This is a genomic window from uncultured Caldilinea sp. (assembly GCF_937128415.1).
In the GTDB taxonomy this organism is placed as follows: Bacteria; Chloroflexota; Anaerolineae; order Caldilineales; family Caldilineaceae; genus Caldilinea.
On record NZ_CAKZMJ010000010.1, the window covers coordinates 1 to 17380 of the forward strand.

The following is a 17380-nucleotide window of genomic DNA, read 5'->3' on the forward strand; positions in this document are numbered from 1 at the left end:
GTGCGCAGATCGACCGCATCGGAAGCCCCGTCAGATTTCACGATGCGGTCGCCCTCCAACCGCAGGCTGATGACGCGGCTGACGCCGTCGGCGCCCATGGTCACCCCGTAGATCGCATTGGCGCCTTCCAGGGTGCGACGGTTGTGCGTCACGATGATGAACTGCGTGTCGCGGCTCAGCTCTTCCACGGTGAGGCGGAAGCGATCGACGTTGGCTTCATCGAGCGCGGCGTCGACTTCGTCCAACACGCAGAAGGGCGTCGGGCTGACGCGCAGAATGGCGAAGATCAGGGCGCAGGCCGCCAGCGCCCGCTCGCCGCCGGAGAGCAGCGCCAGACTTTGCGGCCGCTTTCCCGGCGGCCTGGCGATGATCTCCACGCCGCTCTGGCTGATGTTGTCCGGTTCGGTCAGCTCCAGATGGGCGGTTCCACCGTTGAAGAGCTGCTGAAAGAAGCGCGTAAACTCCTTGCCCACCGCCTCGAACGTTCGCCGCAGCTCGATCTCCATGCGGTCATCCAACTCTCTGATCACCTTCTGCAGGTCGGCGGAGGCGGCCTCCAGGTCCTGCGACTGGGTGGAAAGAAACTCGAAGCGTTCCGCCGCTTCCTCGTACTCGCGCGGGGCTTCGGGATTCACGCCGCCCAGCCGCGCCAGCCGCGCGCGCATCTCGCGCACCTCGGCCTCCAGCGACTCCGGCGCACTTTCGACCACCGGCAATTGTTGCACCACGGCGTCCCACGGCAGCGGCGGTTGATAGGCGACGTCGGCGCTTTCTTCCAGCAGGACAAGCCCTAGATCGGCTTCGATCTCGCTGCGAAGCTGTTGTAGCGCGTCTTCGCTGCGCTGCAACTGTAAAAGCGCCTGGTTGAGGTGGCTCTCCGCCTGACGCAACGCCTGTTGCTGCGCGCGTTCGCGCTGTTCTTCCTCCGCCTGTTGCGCCTCCAGGCGATGCAACGTTTGCTCCACCGGTGCAATGCGTTGCTGCAGAGCCTCGATTTGGGCGCTGAGCGTCTCTTCGGTGCGCGTCAAGAGTTCGATCCGCCGGCGCAGCGTCTCCATCTCGGCGTTAAGCGCAGCGATCTGCTGCTCTTTGTTGCGCATTTGGAGCTCAACGTCTTGCAACGTGCGTCTCGTCGACTCGAGCAGCGCCTGCTGGCTGCGCAGGTGCCCCTGCGCCTCGGCCTCGGCGGCGCGACGATTGGCCAGCTCCTGTAGCAGCGCATCGGCGTCCGCCGCCTGCAGCTCCGCCTCCAGTGCGCCGAGCGCCTGCAGGCTCTCCTGCTCCTGCCGCTCCACCTCGGTCGCCTCTGCGTCCAGCGCAGCCCTGCGTTCGACCAGCGTCTGCCATTCTGCGTCGGCCTGCGCCATCTGCTCGCTGCGCCAGCGCTGCATCTGCACGCTGCGGTCCACTTGCCGGCGCAGCTCTTCCAGTTGCCCGCGCAGCTGACGCTCTCGCCGCGCCAGCTCGGCGAGCGCCTGTTGTCGTCGGGTGATTTCGATGCGTTTCGTTTCGATTTCGCCTGCAAGTTTGCTGCACGCTTCTGCGCGTTCTCGTAGAAGAGCCGAGGCGCGCTCGATCTGACCGGGCAGCTCGCGCAGCTCGCGCTCACGCGCCAGCAGCGAGTCGTCCCCCCGACCTCCTTCGCTGCCGCCGGTCACTGCGCCGCCCGGGCGAATGATCTCGCCTTCCAGCGTTACGACGGTCGGCCGCGCGTTGCCTCTGTATGCGTCCAGCGCCGCGCGCGCGGCGGCGAGCGTCTCCGCCACCCAGACGCGGTTGAGCAACTGCTGCATGGCAGCTTCGACCGCCGGCGCGTAGTCCACCAGTTCGAGGGCGAGGCCCAGAATGCCGGAACGTTTGGGCGCCGGAATCGGCGGTTGCACATGCAGTCGATCCAGCGGCAGAAAGGTGGCGCGACCGCTGCGCTGCTCCTTGAGCAGCTCGATGGCGGCGGCTGCGTCCTCCCAGCTTTGGGTGATGACGTTCTGCAGGGCGGCGCCCAGCGCGGTTTCTATGGCTTTATCCAGGTGAGGCGGCACGCGCAGCTGCGCAGCGACCGTCCCCAAAACGCCGCGCAGCCGGCCGTTCGCCTGCGCCTGTAAGACGGCGCGCACGCCCCCTGCATAGCCTGCGCCTTCGCGCTGAAGCCGCTGCAACAGGTCTTGGCGAGTTTTCAGACGCTCTAAAGTGCGGTCGGCTTCCTGGCGGGCGTTTTCGGCGTTGCGTTGCTCCTGCTGCAGCGCCGAGATTTCCGCTTCGAGCACAGCGATTTCAGATTGATGGGCGTGCGCTTCCTGCTCGATCGTCTGCAGCGTTTTTTCCGCCTCGGCCAGCGCAGCTTCGGCCGTCGCTTGGGCGCGGCGCGCCTCAACGAGCGCCTGCTGCTGTTGGCTGCGCTCGACTTCGAGCGCAGCGCTGCGTTCGGCGATCTGTTCCAGAAGGCCGGCGATTTCGGCGCGGCGCCGCTGTCGTTGCGTCAGCGTGCGGCGCAGCGTCTCCTGCTGCGCCGCGAGACGACTGCGCGCCTCTTGTTGCACCCCGACGGCGTTTTGCGTCTCCTCCACGAGGCGCGCTTGTTTGCGCACCTCGTCTTCGGCCTTTTCCACGTTGCGGCGCAATTCCTCCAGCCGTTCGGCCAGCGCCGTCCGTTGCACATCGAGCGGCGCCAGCTCGCGGGTGGCGTCCTCGCTGCGCGCTTGCAGCTGGCGCAGCCGCTCCTGGGCGACGGCCAGATCGCGGGCCGTCGCCTCGGCCTGACGGTGAAGCTCGCTGCTCTCGGCGTGGAGGGTTGCGAGTTGAGCGCGAGCTTCGCCTTGCGCCTGCCGCAGTTGCGCAATGGCTGCGCCGATGGCGGCGAGTTGTTGTTGGCGGTCTGCGACTTCGCGCCGCTGCGCCGCTTCGGCGGCGTGATGTTGCTCGACCATGCGCAGCGTCGCGTGCCAGCGATAGCCGTACCATTCGCGCAGCAACGCCTGCAGGTCGCGGGCAATCTGTTCGCGCTCGCGGGCGCGCTCGGCCTGCCGACGCAGATAGCCCAATCGCGGGCTGAGTTCGGCGAGAATATCGCGCACGCGCGTCAGATTCTGCTGCGTGGCCTCCAGTCGGCGCACGGCGGTGGCGCGTTTGATCTGATAGCCGCTGATGCCGGCCGCTTCCTCGAAGAGCGAGCGACGCTCCTCCGGCGCCATGCTCAGGGCGCGGTCGATCAACCCCTGGCCGATCACGGAGTAGGTGCGTTTGCCCAGGCCGGTGGGCGCCAGGATGTCGATAATGTCCTGCAGGCGCACGCGCTGTCCGTTGAGCAGGTATTCGTTGTCGCCGTCTCGATAGGCGCGGCGGGTGATCTCGATTTCGGCGTAGTCGAGGGGCGCTTCGCCCTGGCTGTTGTCGAGCGTGATCGTCACCTCGGCCAGGTTGAGCCGCGATTTCTTGTCGCTGCCGGAGAAGATCACGTCGCTGGTCTTGCGCGAGCGCAGCAGACTGAAGCTCTGCTCGCCCAGGCACCAGCGGATGGCGTCCACGATGTTGCTTTTGCCGCTGCCGTTCGGCCCGACCACTGCGGTCACACCGGGATCGAAGATGAACTCGGTGCGCCGCGCAAAGGTTTTGAAACCCTGGATGACGACTCGTTTGATGCGCATTTGCGTCGTTTTCTTAGCAGGCGCTGCGCTTGACAGCATCAACAACAAGGAAAATGTCGCCGAGCACGCCCGTCTTTTCGCTCTTCCTTTGCGTTGAGTCTATTCCCGGTGCAGGCGGCCTCAACTGTGAAAGTGCCAGAAAGCGGGCAACACCGCTTCCGCCGCCAACCCCACTGCGTAGATAGCGCCGAAGATGAGCAGCTCGCGGCGACGTCGTTGCAGCCATCGCCCGAACGCAAAGCGATCCACCAGGATCGGCTCGGCGCACAGCGCAACCAGGCCGGTCGCCCCGACCAGTTGCAGGATACTCCAGATGGGCAGCGCCACGAAAATCCACAGCGGGCTTTCGAGCACGCCGAGCAGGTGACCGGCGCTGAAGGCCGTCAGGTTCGCCAGCCGCACCAGCGACCAGACGCCCACGAGGCCGCCGGTGAAAAGCGAACCGACCGTGATCCCCACCACTTCGAGCGTTTTCGCCAGCGGCGCCGCTGCAAAGCTCGCCGGCAGCGGAGAACCGGCGAAGTACCATTCCGAAAACGCCGCCCGATGCAAAAAGCCATCGGCGAAGGCGCGTTCGATCTGGGCCGGCGCAAACAGGGTGAGAAGGATCAACACGAGCATCGAAGTCGCCAACCAGAGCGCAATTACGGCGAGCGCCGCGCGCAGGTCATGGCGTCGCAGGGCCAGCGCCATGAAAAGGGTCAACACGATCGTCTGGCTGATCGGCATGAAGCGCAACTGCCCGAGGATGGCAGAGAGCCCGGTTGTGAAGAGGGCGAAAAGCGCGGCCATCAGGTAGAAAAACGGATCACGGGTCAGTTGATATTCTTTTGACATAACGGACCTTATAGCCCCGTAAGCATCCATAAGAATGGGGCGGCTGGCAACCAGCCGCCCCATTCGAGGTTCACCATCTGCTGGACAAGACGATGGGCGTCATCGCTGCCGGTTGGGGTCGAGCAACCATTCGACCAGGGCGTTGATCTCCTCCTCGCTCATTCGCTCGGCGAAGTTAGACGGCATGATGCCGGCTGTGTAGCCTTCCACGATGTAGGCGTTGGGGTTGACGATGCTGTCGTGCACGTAGGTGAAAGCATCCATCCCATGGGTGCCCGCCGTCTCGTGGAGGTTGCCCAGGTTGGGGCCGACGGGTCCGCGGTTGGTGGGCGTTTGCGGCTGGTCGAGGTTGTGACAGCCTACGCACCCCATGCTGACGAACAGCTCCTGCGGCGGCCTTGGCCCGGTGGGCTCTGGCGTGACTTCCGCAGCAGGCGCAGCGCCCTCTTCCGCCGTCGCCTTGGACGGTGCATCGAGGAAGGGCTGCCATGGATCGGGGTTGTCGGGCGTCCCTTGTTTCAGCGCATCCTCTTCCCAATTTAAGACGAAGGCTGTCACCGCCTGCACCTGATCGTCGCGGAAGGGGCCGCCATAGCGCTGACTCCAGGTGGGCATCATCACGGCCCACTGGGATTGCACTTTGGAGGGGCGCCCCGCCGCCACGGTGAGCGCCACGTAGTCGTGCAGCGAGCCGGTCCAGCCGATATCTTTGAGACGTTGGGTGAAGAAATATTTGCTATGAAGCGCAGGCGCTACACCCGGCAAGCCCTTGCCGTCGACGCCGTGGCAGTTATAGCAGTTGTTGGCGTACAGCTCGGCGCCCTTTTCGATTTCCCGACCGATCCAGTTGGCGGTCTGCGCCTCCATGCGCTGCTCTTCGATCAGTCCCATGAAGAGAAACAGGACGATCATCAACAGCAGAGACGCAATCGCCAGGCTGATCTTTACAATCGGCGAACGAACGTACAGAAAGCTATACCATGGTTGCTTCATGGCTCTGGTTTACTCCTCTGTCGCCGGGCGGAGGAAGCTAAAGTTCTTCAGCCCGTATTGCTCCCAGTACAGAGAGTCTTTGTGCAGGAAGAATGTTCTGATAAAGCGATCTTCGACGCCTTCTGGGCTGACCCAGTAAATTTCCCAGGTGATGCGCTTCAGGTTCGGCTGTTCCTGGGTGATCTTGAGGATGCCGTAGGCGTTGTTGAAGGTTGGATCCTTCTCTTCGTAACGAGCGATGGCGGCCGCAAATTCATGCAGCACTTCATTGAATTCCGGGTCATCGGTGACCGGATGTTCGCGCGTGTCATAGACGCCCAGCGGCAGATGTTTGTAGCCGATCTCCCTTACGAGGCCGGCGCCCTCTTCAGGCATCAGCTCCTGCACCACCTCCACAGCGGGGGCGGCCTGCACGGCGTAGTAGGGCGTGCCCATCCAGCTCAGGATGATCATGACGATGCCGGCGACGATGCCGCTGATGATGGCCACGCGGCGGTCGCGGGCGCGGCGGCTGGGATTGCGGTCCAGGTAGGGAATGGCGGCCAGCAAGACCAAAAGGACGCCGGGGATAATCACGCCTGCAATCGTCTTGTCGGCAATCTTGAGCAACCCCTGCAGCCAGTAGAAGTACCAGGGGGCCACCGTGTGCAGCGGCGTCGACTGCGGATTGGCGATCGACTCGAGCGGCGCCGAGAAGAAGAAGGTGGTTGCCAGCACCATCAGGGCTGTGAAGCCGATCAGGAAGGAGGCTTCATCGATCATCACGTCTGGCAGGAAATAGACGCGGCGATCCGCCGGCACTTTGTTCGCCGTGTCCTGGCCCACCTCTTCTTCGCTGGAAGGCAAGCTGATGCCGAAGTGCACGACTTTATAGTAGTGCACAAAGAAGAAGAGGAAGAGCAACAACGGCAGGAAGAGCACATGCAGCAAATAGAAGCGCAACAGGCCGTTGGCGCCGATGTCCGGCGCGCCGCGCGCCAGCAGGTTGACCGTCTCGCCGACGATCGCAGGCGGCACCGCCTCCGCCATCGATGTGCCGATCGTCACCGCCCAGAAGGCCAGCTGATCCCAGGGCAGCAGATAGCCGGAGAAACTTAAGAACAGGGTGATGACCAGCAGAATGACGCCGGTGAACCAGGTGAATTGTCTTGGCGCTTTGTAACTGCCGGTCAGATAGGTTCTCACCATGTGCAGCGTGACGATCGCCACCATCAGCTCTGCGCCCAGGCGGTGCATGTCGCGCATGAACTGTCCGAAGGGGACGTTGCTCAGCAGGCGAATCATGTCTGCATAGGCGCGCTCGGGCGTGGGCGCGTACCAGATCATCAGGATCAGACCGGTGATCGTCTCCACAAAAAAGAGGTACGTGGAGAGCAGGCCCAGCCTGAAGGTGTGCGTGAAGCGCGTGACGCTCTCGTGATAGTACGTCGGTTTGATGTGCAGCAGAAAAGCTTCTGAATGGGGTTTCAACCGTGGATTGGGACGCCCGGGCGGCTCTCCCCGGATCATGCGACGCACCTCGGCGGCGGGAATGCCGGCGGTGAGGCGGGTGAACACGTCGTCCGCAGCATCCAACACAGTCTGCAGAATACTTTTCTTTTCAATTTCCGGTTGTACAGCCATAAGACCCCTTCTCGCAGTGAATGCAACAAGCTGTTTGCCAGAACCGAATAAAGATTACGCCGGAATCACGCGGGCGGGCGACTCGGCGGCCGGCGCACCCAGGATGCGCCGCCCGGTGTTCACCAGCACTTCACCCTCTTCAATCGTGACCTCGAACCGGTCGAGCGAACGCGGAGCCGGCCCTTCAATGTAGTAGCCTTCTCGCGTGAATTTTGAGCCGTGACACGGGCACTCAAAGCGGTTGTTCGCCTGTTCCCACTTGTATAGACACCCCAGGTGAGTGCACACCATGTAGAGGGCGAGCGGACCTTGATCCGCTGTATTGACCAGCCAAAATTTACCGGTCGTTTCAGGCTGGGGCGGAGCATCGGTCGCAGGCAGAGCGGATTCCGGCCCCATGCGGAAGATGCCGCCGAATTCGCCCTCCTTAAAGCGCGGCATCATGAAGAAGAACAGCCCCACCGCAGACTGCAGGGTGACGAGGCCGAGCAGGCCACCCCAGGCGTAAGTCAGGAATTCGCGGCGGTTCATTTCTTTGCGCGCTTTTTCCTCGGGCGACTCCTCGACGAAAGCCGGCGCAGGTGCTGCAATTTTCTCCGCAGAGAGCACCTCCGCCTTCGCAGCGGCGCCGTTTCCGCTCGATCCATTTGTCGGCGATCCCCCGGCGGGGGCGCCCTCTTTTACTGCTAGTGCTTCAGCGACGACCTCCTGGCGAGGCGCTTCCTGCACCGCTTCCGCCGTCGGAGCGGGTTGAGGCTTGGTCTGCGCTGCGGGTTGCTCCGGCGCATGTTCAGCGGCCGCCTTAGCCTTCTGCGCAGCCGCCTGCATCTTCGCCTTCAACTCGGCGATGCGCTTTGCGCGATCATCGCCGCTCAGATCAGCAACTTTATCTGCCATTGGGATGCAGCCTCCTTTTCAGCACACACATTTGTGATTCAGGCAGTGGCTCTGACAAGCGTTCTTACAATGTGCTCGCTACATTGTTTGCACTACGTTGTTTGCACTACGTTCGAGACCATCGCAGTGGTCCGCGCAAAGGGGGGTCTCCACCATGTCTGGCGTCAACTTGCGTGGACTATAGCATACGCTCGAACACTTGTCAAAATTATCACAAATTTCCGGCGCTGAAATCGGCTCGTCATGGATTCAACCCGGCATTGGCTCGATCGAATGACGACGCCTTTGCAACGAGAATATACCACATTTGCGTTATTTTTGTGTAATGTTTGCGCCTTTTTTCACAAGAAGTTTTATCAAAGTTGCGCGGCCATTCACCCTCGCAAGTGGGCAAAAAGCTCGGTGCTCAAGTAGCGCTCGCCGTTCGAGGGCACGATGGCGACGATCAGTTTGCCGGCGTTCTCCGCGCGCTTCGCCACCTGAATGGCGGCGTGCAGGATGGCGCCGGAGGAGATGCCGACCAACAAGCCTTCCTCGGCGGCGGCGCGTCGCGCCATGGCGAAGGCGTCTTCGTTGCTCACCGCGATTACTTCGTCGATGATGGAGGTGTTGAGCACCGCAGGGATGAAACCGGCGCCGATGCCTTGAATTTTGTGCGGCCCAGGTTGCCCGCCGGAGAGCACAGGCGAAGCCGCCGGCTCCACGGCGATCGCCTTGAACGAAGGCTTGCGCGGCTTGATGACTTCAGCCACGCCGGTGATGGTGCCGCCGGTGCCGACGCCCGCCACCAGAATGTCGACCTGACCGTCGGTGTCCGCCCAGATCTCTTCAGCCGTGGTGGCGCGATGAATGGCAGGGTTGGCGGGATTCATGAATTGTTGTGGAATGAAATAGCGGCTGTCGGCGGCGGCCATTTCCTCCGCCTTGCGAATGGCGCCCTTCATCCCTTCGGAGCCGGGCGTCAACGCCAGCTCGGCGCCGTAGGCGCGCAGCAGAATGCGACGCTCCATGCTCATCGTTTCCGGCATGACGAGCGTGCATTTGTAGCCTTTGGCCGCGGCCACAAAGGCCAGGCCGATGCCTGTGTTGCCGCTCGTCGGCTCCAGGATGATCGTGTCGGGGCCGATCAGCCCCGCCTTCTCCGCAGCCTCGATCATGCTCAGCCCGATGCGATCTTTCACGCTGCCGGCCGGGTTGAAGAACTCCAGCTTGGCGGCGATCGTGGCGACGGCGCCCTCGGCGATGCGGTTGATGCGGACGAGGGGGGTCTTCCCAACCAATTCGGTGACGTTGTTGGCGATTTTCATGTGCACTGTTCCTCTATCGTTTGTTATTGTTTGTGTTTGGGTGCGAAAAAATGGTCTCAGGCGGTCGCCTGGTCATCGCGTTGGTTTTATTCTTTAGATTGCAAATGTGTGCGAACCGCTTGGATCATCGTTAAAATCTGGACGGCCTCCGGCGCCAGGGCGCTGGTGCGAAAGCCGAGGATCGCGTCAAGCTCTGCGAGCGTCGCCGGCGCGCGTTGGGCAATGGTCTTCAGCAGCGCGTTGCTGGCAATCATATAGGGTTTGACGCCTTTTTTGACGGCGAGCTTCTGACGCAACTCCTGGAGGCGCATATAAATCTGTTTCTGCATCTGCGCCGCCACGACGCCGGAAGATCGATCAGGAGCAACGACGGCGCGAGCGGCGACGTCGTTCCTCCGAGCCTCTCGTTGCGCCGCCAGTTTTTCTTCGTCGCCCGGCTGAGGCGGATGGAGCTTGATGATGTCGAGGATGGTTTCTCCATAGTGCTGCAAGCGCTGGGCGCCCATGCCGGGCAGCGCCGCCAGTTCTTCAAGCGTCTGCGGCCGCGTCTCTGCGATTTGCAGCATGAGCTCATTGCGCATGACGACATACGGCGGCTGTCCCAACTGCTCGGCCAGTCGACGCCGCCACGACCAGAGCGCCTTCTGCAAGGCGGTGTAATGATCGGCGTCCTCCGTCGGCGTCGGCTCAGGTTCTTCCGCTGTGAGAGACGCCTCACCATAGCGCGCCAGCTCAGGATGTTCGGCCAGCCACGCCTCCGCTTCGATGCGACCGCGCAGCGTCGGCGCCAGCACGAGATAATCCTGGCGACTGTATTGACGCAGGCGATTCTGCTCGATCAGGTCGTCGATGTACGCCAACGCGGCTGCCTCTCCTAATGCTTTGAGCGCGCCGTGATGGCGCGCCTGATCGGGCTTGAAGGGCGCCCGCAGCGACCCGGCCAGGATGCGCGCCAGCCCGCTGCGCCCGACCGGCTTGGGCAGGCTCATCAGACAGTCGATAATCATCGGCTCGATGTCGACGTCATCCGGAACCAGATGCTCGAGGCGTTCCGGCAATTCGATGGCCGGACGGACGCCAGTGCAGTTGTCGCAGACGCTGCAACGCATACGCGGCGGGCTGCCGAAGTAGGCGCTGATGTAGCCATGACGACAGCTCTCTGTTGTGGCGTAACCGATCATGTCGTCGATGCGTCGCAGCGCCACGGCCTCTGATTGCGCAAGTAGAGCGTCCAGGCGTTGATATAGATCTTCGGGCTCAGGCGGCATCTCGATGTGCATGGCGCGGCGAGCGAAGCGCAGCGCAAACAGGCCGCGATCCTGCCATTCGAGCAGCCGCACTTCGGTCTCTTCAAGGCGCCAGCGCATGAATCGTGCAATGTCAGACAGCGCAAAGGTGGCCGATTGTTCGGGGCCGAGCTGCAGCCCTTTGAACAAACGCGCAATGGGGCGCTCTTCCAGCGCCTTGCGATTGAAATGTCTGGGAACACCGATCGTGACTTCGCGAGGCAGGTCAAAGCCGCGGCGCAGCAAGCCTGCGCGCTCCAGCATACTGACGGCCACGCGCAAGGTGGTCTCATCGCTGTCGAGCACTTGCTGGAGGCGCCGCAGATCGACCGCGCCGGAGAGCGTCTGTGCATTGGATGGAGAAGTTGCGTCGGCGTTCCTTCCTGCTTCTTCTGGTCGATCATCGAGGGACGCTTGCCCTTGAAGTTGCGCAGCGACGGCGGCGTACACGCGATGCAAGAAGTCAACCGTATATTGTTCGGCGCGCGCCCAGCGCCGCAGGTTCGCCCAGTCGTTGTTGCTATAAAATAGAATGCCCTGGCTAAGCTGACCATCGCGGCCGGCTCGACCCACCTCCTGGTAGTAGGCGTCGAGGCTGCGGGAGGGATGAAAGTGCACGATGAAGCGGATGTCGGGCTTGTCGATGCCCATGCCGAAGGCGATGGTGGCGACCACGACGCGCGTTTGGTTGCGCATGAAGCGATCTTGCACCGGCCCGCGCTCGACCAGACCGGCGTGGTAGGCTTCGGCGCGCACGCCTGCGCGCTGCAAGGCGAGCGCAATTGCTTCGGCGCGGCTCCGACTGTTGACGTAAACGATCCCGCTCCCTTCGGCGTTGCGCACGTAGCTCACCAACGCCGCCAGCTTCTCCTCTTCATTCTGGAATTGCAAGGCGCAGAGATGGAGATTGGGCCGAAAGATGTCGAGCGCAATGACGTGCGGACGCGTTGCGTGTGCGCCGGCGTGGGAGTCCTCTTCGCCGTCTCCGATCATTTCGATAATCTCGTCGCGAATGCGCGGGGGGGCGGTGGCGGTCATCGCCAGCGCGCGTGGCGCCCCCAGCGCTCGCCGCGCCTCGCGGATGAAAAGATAGTCTGGGCGAAAATCATGCCCCCACATGCTGACGCAATGCGCTTCATCGATGACGAAGAGATCGACCCCTGCACGGCGCAGGACGTGTAAAAAGGCGCGCTGGCGTAGGCGTTCCGGCGCCGCATAGACCAGTTTGTATTTTCCTTGCACAATGCGCTCCATGCGCTCCGCCACCTCTGCGTCGCTGAGCGTGCTGTTGATAAAGACGGCGAGAGGCCGCGCCGCATGGGGCAACCCTTCCACCTGGTCTTTCATCAGGGCTATCAGCGGGCTGATGACCAGCGTGACATGAGGGCTGACCAGCGCCGGCAGCTGATAACAGAGGGATTTGCCTCCTCCCGTCGGCATGACCATCAACACAGAGCGGTTGCGCAGCAACGCCAGGGCAATCGCCTCGGCCTGCCCTTTGCGCAACCGCTCGAAGCCAAAGTGACGCAGCGCCTCGAGCTCGACGCGCCTGCGCTCTTCAGGCGTCAGTTGCACCGCGTCGAGGCCGGTGTAGTGCTCGTAGAATGACTCCGGATCTCTGGTCAACAGATCTGCGCCTTGAAGGAAGGGCGCCAGGCGCTCTTGCAAGGCGATGAGATCTTGCTGACGCCGGCGTTGCAGCTCGAGCCGCACGGCGTTCGCCGTTTCGAGTTTTCCCAAGGCGGTGGCCAGGCGCTCCATCTGGACAAGGTGTTCGACTTCCACATCGACCGGAACGCCGCCGCCGAGACGCTGAAGCTGAGCATCGGCGAGGTCGCGTTGTCCGAGCGCCAGCGCAATTTCCGCTCCCATCAGAAGCGCAGCAAGGTCATAAGGCTTGCGCTGCCGATAGGTCTCCACAAGAGACAGTGCAAGCTCGCCGTCGCCGCTTTCCAACAGAACCTTCGCAGCGGCGAGGATGGCGGCGGAGTTGGTCGGATGCGTTCTGACCAACTCTTGGGCAGTCTGACGAGCGGCGTCGCGCCTCCCCACCAACAACAGCGCTTTTGCTTCCAGCGACTGGGAGACGAAGGTGGCGTTGCGACGTTGGCGTCGCTCGATCACGGTGAGCGCCTTTTCCGGTTGCCCTGCTGCGAGATAGGCTTGTGCGAGGTAGTCGAGCAGAGGGAGGCGGACGCCGTTCACCGCCAACAGTTGCTCGGCGGCTTTGATTTGCTCTGAAGGACTTCCCCATCGTTGAAGATAAGTGAGCAAACATTCGTACAGTTCCGCCGGCAGGCGGGCGAAGGTTTCAGGGGTGAGGGAAAGATGAGCGGCGATTTGGATTTCAGATTCAACCATATGCCTTTAAGGTCAATCAAACTGTCGCCCGCCGCAACGGAATCGTTGTCGCCACCGGGAAGTTTGGCGCTCTTTGCAGGCTATCAGTATAATTCAAAGCAACTGATAGAAAGAATTCGCCTTCACCGAAAACGCATGCCCACAGGCTCTCCAGCGCGTCACATGGATGGGCGATGGCTACCTGAACCAGCGCACTGTTGCAAATCGTAAAGTCCTGTACACGAGCGCACAATTTCTCCATAAGCTACAGTCACGCAAGGGTGTTTTGCCGGGCGACATTGTAATATGTGATTTGATTATGATCGATATCCATTCATTTTGATCGAAGCGAAAATGGGCGCGCCATCTGCGCCCATTTTCACAGCCGGACAAGTTGCATCCTGGCGCCAAACCCATAGAAAGCGAGTCAATCCGATGACAAGAGTTTTTATCACCGGCATGGGCGCGGTCACTCCGATCGGCAACGACGCTCCCACCTTCTGGCGGAATTTGCTGGCCGGCAAGTCCGGCGCGGGTCGCATCACCTCCTTTGACACCGGCGATCTGCCCTACAACATTGCATGCGAAGTGAAGGACTTCGACCCCGGGCAGTATATGGATCGCAAGACGGCGCGGCGCATTCATCGTTCTTCCCAATTCGCCGTGGCGGTGGCGCGGCAGGCGCTCGAGGACGCCGGGTTGACGATCGATGCGAACAACGGCGAACGCGTCGGCGTGCTGATGGCCACCGGCGGCGGCGGCATCACCGAGATCGAAGCGGCTGCGCTGGAGGTGGTGCGCAAGGGCTGGCGCTCGGTCGGCCCCTTTGTGGTGCCCAGCGCGATGGCCAACGCCGTCTCGTGCATCGTCTCGATCGAGGTGGGCGCCAAAGGCCCTGTCATGACCAGCACGGCCGCCTGCGCCAGCGGCCACTATTCGATCCTGGAGGGCTATCATTTTCTCCAGCGCGGCGAGGCGGACGTCATCATCGCCGGCGGCGCCGAATCCCTGGTGTCGCTGCTGACGATGGCGGCCTTCGGGCGCATGGGGCCGCTCTCCAGCCGCACGGATGACCCGGAGCGCGCCTGTCGGCCTTTCTCCGTCGATCGCGACGGCTTCGTCGCGGGAGAAGGTGCGGCCGCCGTCATCCTGGAGACCGAAGAGCACGCACGGGCGCGCGGGGCCAGAATTTACGCCGAAGTGTTGGGCGGCAAGCTGACGGCCGACGCCTACCACATCACTGCGCCGGACCCAGAGGGAGCAGGCGCTGCGCGCGCGTTGCGCGGCGCGCTGCAGATGGCGAAGCTCCAACCGGAGGATATCGACGTGGTGCTCGCGCATGGCACCGGCACGCTGCTCAACGACATCAGCGAAACCCTGGCGCTCAAGCGCGCCTTTGGCGAAGCGGCCTACAACCTGAAGATCACGAGCATCAAAAGCATGGTCGGCCATGCGTTGGGCGCAGCGGGGGCAGAGTCCGTCGTGGCCGCCGTCTACGCGCTGCGCGAGGGGATCGTCCCGCCCACTATTAACTACACGCCCGACCCGCAGATCGATCTGCACATCGTCGGCAACCAGCCGGAAAAGGTGGACGCGCGCTACGCCATCGTCAACGCGTTTGGGTTCGGCGGACAGAATGTCGTGGCGGTGTTCGGTCGGGTGGATGAATGAGCGAGTGGATGCTTGCCATAAAGGGTTGGTCGTTCAGCTCAAAGAGACGGCGCGCAACGAGAGCGCTCACTCCGAAGAGACGAAGCACATCCTGCGCGATCGGCCCTGCTGATTGCCCCCACTGAAGTGGATTCCACGAAGCAATGTGAAGAAACACGAAGTCGCACGACCGGGCTTCGTGTTTCTTCGTTGTTTTCTCCTCTTCTCTTCACAAACTTGATTGCTGAGCTCCTTGATAGATTCTGATAGGAGCTCCCAGCTGAGTGAAAGTTTCTCTCAGAATGCGACCTTCCAGCCGGCTTGCCGGAAGGCAACCTCACCGCACCCAGTTGGCTCTGGTTTCAGGAGACTTCAGATTTTTAACAAAATTATCTGGCAATGAGGGGCGGCTCCAGCCGCACCTACCGTCATCGCCAGAGCATTTATGAAAAACATCATGGAGTTGCCTGGAAGTTGAGCCAGTTGTGTGACGTTATATTTGCAGAGGAGGCATTTCTGGTTACAAGTCGCAATGCTTTTACAGCCTTCTTACATTTTTCCCAAACCTTCTTTGCAGTTTTGGTGCATCATAAAGGTGAGCCAGCCTGAAAGGCTCAGCAAAACAATCGAGTCTAGATTAAACGGAGGTTTCGTATGAATGGTGCAAAATCCTGGAAACAGTGGCTGATGGCCGGTCTTCTGGTGGGAGCGATGGTGCTTGGCGCCGTTGCACTCTTCCCGCAGGCGACCTTCGCCCAAAGCGACGATGGGGAACAACCGGCGCCGACGCTCCCGTGGGGAGGCATGCGCTTCGGCTGGAAGTGGGCAAACGCCGGCCAGTATCAACAGTTTCTGGCTGAAGCGCTGGGCATCACCGTGGAGGAGCTGCAGGCTGCACAGCTGAAGGCGCACAACGCCATGATCGACAAGGCGGTCGAAGATGGCTACCTGACGCAAGAACAGGCCGATCTGCTGAAAGCGCGCCACGCCTTCATGCAATACCTGGCCGGTCAGGCGCAGCAGAGCTTTGAGGACGCGCTGAACGCGGCGGTGAAGGCGGGCGCCATCACGCAGGAGCAGGCGGATCTGTTGCGCAATGCGCAGAGCCAGTGGGGGCCGGGCGCCTTCCGGGGCCGCGGCATGTTCGGCGAGGGCTTCCACGGCGGTCGTGGAGGACGCGGCTTCCACTTCCGAGGCATGATGCCGGGCTATCCGGCGCCAGCGCCGACGCCGGACGCCAATTCGTAAGTTCACCCGTTCCTTCAGAAAGGGCTGTCTGACACAGGCGGCCTGTTACACCGGCGATCGAAAGCGGCGGGAGATGCGCCCCGCCGCTTTCGATGTTGAGCGCTCTTCCCTTCGTTTAGCCCGCGCTCCATCTCTCCTCACTTGTCCGTAACCGCAGAACTGTGTACACTGACAGCCAAATGCTTTAACGACTCTTATAGAGGTGCAGTCATGCAAATTCTTGGAATCGACATCGGGGGCAGCGGCATCAAAGGACGGTTGGTGGACGTCGAAAGCGGCGAATTGATCGGCGAACGTCATCGCATCGAAACGCCCAAACCCTCAACACCGGCGGCTGTGGCGGAGGTCGTTGTCAAGATTGTGCGCCATTTCAACTATCGCGGGCCGGTCGGCGTGACCTTTCCCGCCATCGTGCAGCATGGCGTCACGCTTTCTGCGGCCAATGTCGATCCAGGATGGATCGGCGCGCCTGCGCAGCAGATTTTCACAGAGGCTACGGGATTGCCCGTGTATGTCCTCAACGATGCAGACGCCGCCGGCGTCGCCGAAATGACCTTCGGCGCAGGGCGCGAATTTCAGCAAGGGATCGTGATTTTGTTGACCTTTGGCACCGGCATCGGCAGCGCGATCTTTCACGACGGCAAACTGCTGCCCAACACCGAATTCGGCCATGTGCCGATGCCGCTGAAAGGGATGGATGCAGAACATTATTGCTCGGATAAAGTCCGCAAAGAGCTAGACTTGAAATGGCCTGCATGGGCGAAGCGCGTTGATGCTTACTTGAAGTTGATGGAACTGCTCTTTTCGCCGGATGTGTTCATCATCGGCGGGGGCGTCAGCAAGAAATTTGATAAATTCGCACCCTATCTCCAGCGTCGCGCCCGGATCGTCCCGGCGCAATTATTGAATGACGCCGGGATCGTCGGCGCAGCGATGATGGCTCGCCAGCAATTGGTTCTCCACTAAATGGTGCAAATTAGGTAAATGGTGCAAATAGGCGCAAATATATAGAAGTTGCGCAGTAGACCTGGCAATTGATCGAGCGAATTGAGCAAATCAAGCGACGATGACGACGCCCTTCGCGCAACAAGTCACCTTTCTCTACACGGCGGACCTGGCCGCCACCTCTCATTTTTACGAGGCTCTCCTCGGGTTGCCGCTGGCGCTCGATCAGGGGGCCTGTCGCATCTATCAAGTCAGTGCAGATGGCTTTCTCGGCTTTTGCAAACGAGAGGGTGCAACGCCCTCAGGCGTGATCGTCACCTTCGTCACACAAGATGTGGATGGCTGGTATGAGCGGCTGTCGGCGCGCGGCGTTCCTTTCGAGAAGGCGCCAACGTTCAATCCTCTCTATAACATTTACCATTGCTTTCTCCGCGACCCGAATGGGTATTTGTTAGAGATTCAACGCTTTCACGATCCGGCCTGGCCTCACAAACCAGGCTGATGAACGCTACCGCTTTGCGGTCATCCGTTTTTTTTCCGTTTTTGAGCGAGTTGACAACATCAAGACCTCGTGATATGCTTACGCCGCCTTTGGGTCAGGAACATACAGCGC

The 17380-nt window shown here is 61.6% G+C and carries 11 protein-coding genes; 4 read left to right on the forward strand and 7 right to left on the reverse strand.

Going from position 1 to position 17380, the window contains the following annotated elements:
* The 7 genes from smc to Q0367_RS01545 all read right to left on the reverse strand — a co-directional run.
* Positions 1-3641 (reverse strand): chromosome segregation protein SMC (gene smc / locus Q0367_RS01515; RefSeq protein ID WP_298980701.1); only part of this gene is annotated, 3641 nt, incomplete at its 3' end.
* 120 nt (positions 3642-3761) lie between these two features.
* Positions 3762-4478: a hypothetical protein gene (locus Q0367_RS01520; protein ID WP_297635100.1), complete on the reverse strand. Its 717-nt coding sequence runs from the start codon at positions 4476-4478 to the stop codon at positions 3762-3764.
* Positions 4479-4577: 99 nt separating this feature from the next.
* Positions 4578-5471 carry a cytochrome c gene (locus Q0367_RS01525; protein ID WP_297635097.1) on the reverse strand — a complete coding sequence of 298 codons (894 nt, stop codon included), beginning with the start codon at positions 5469-5471 and terminating at the stop codon, positions 4578-4580.
* A gap of 9 nt (positions 5472-5480) precedes the next feature.
* Positions 5481-7094, reverse strand: coding sequence for a cytochrome b N-terminal domain-containing protein (locus Q0367_RS01530; RefSeq protein ID WP_297635094.1), 1614 nt, complete (start codon positions 7092-7094; stop codon positions 5481-5483).
* Between the two features lie 54 nt (positions 7095-7148).
* A complete protein-coding gene (locus tag Q0367_RS01535) occupies positions 7149-7991 on the reverse strand; it encodes a ubiquinol-cytochrome c reductase iron-sulfur subunit (RefSeq protein ID WP_297635091.1) in 843 nt (280 codons plus the stop codon).
* Positions 7992-8365: 374 nt separating this feature from the next.
* Positions 8366-9298, reverse strand: coding sequence for a cysteine synthase A (gene cysK / locus Q0367_RS01540; protein ID WP_298980702.1), 933 nt, complete (start codon positions 9296-9298; stop codon positions 8366-8368).
* A gap of 86 nt (positions 9299-9384) precedes the next feature.
* Complete coding sequence (locus tag Q0367_RS01545) at positions 9385-12945, reverse strand: RecQ family ATP-dependent DNA helicase (protein ID WP_297635085.1); 3561 nt, start codon at positions 12943-12945, stop codon at positions 9385-9387.
* 414 nt (positions 12946-13359) lie between these two features.
* On the opposite strand from Q0367_RS01545, the gene fabF reads away from it, so the two are divergent.
* From fabF to Q0367_RS01565, 4 genes are all read left to right on the forward strand, one after another.
* A complete protein-coding gene (fabF, locus tag Q0367_RS01550; RefSeq protein WP_298980703.1) occupies positions 13360-14595 on the forward strand; it encodes a beta-ketoacyl-ACP synthase II in 1236 nt (411 codons plus the stop codon).
* Between the two features lie 633 nt (positions 14596-15228).
* On the forward strand, positions 15229-15822 hold the full coding sequence (locus Q0367_RS01555) for a hypothetical protein (RefSeq protein ID WP_297635079.1): 594 nt from the start codon (positions 15229-15231) through the stop codon (positions 15820-15822).
* 210 nt (positions 15823-16032) lie between these two features.
* Positions 16033-16788 (forward strand): polyphosphate--glucose phosphotransferase, encoded by a 756-nt coding sequence (gene ppgK, locus Q0367_RS01560; protein WP_297635073.1) that lies wholly within the window; start codon positions 16033-16035, stop codon positions 16786-16788.
* Between the two features lie 100 nt (positions 16789-16888).
* The gene (locus Q0367_RS01565) at positions 16889-17269 is read left to right on the forward strand and encodes a VOC family protein (protein WP_297635059.1); all 381 of its coding nucleotides are present in this window, start codon (positions 16889-16891) and stop codon (positions 17267-17269) included.
* Positions 17270-17380 lie beyond the last annotated feature (111 nt).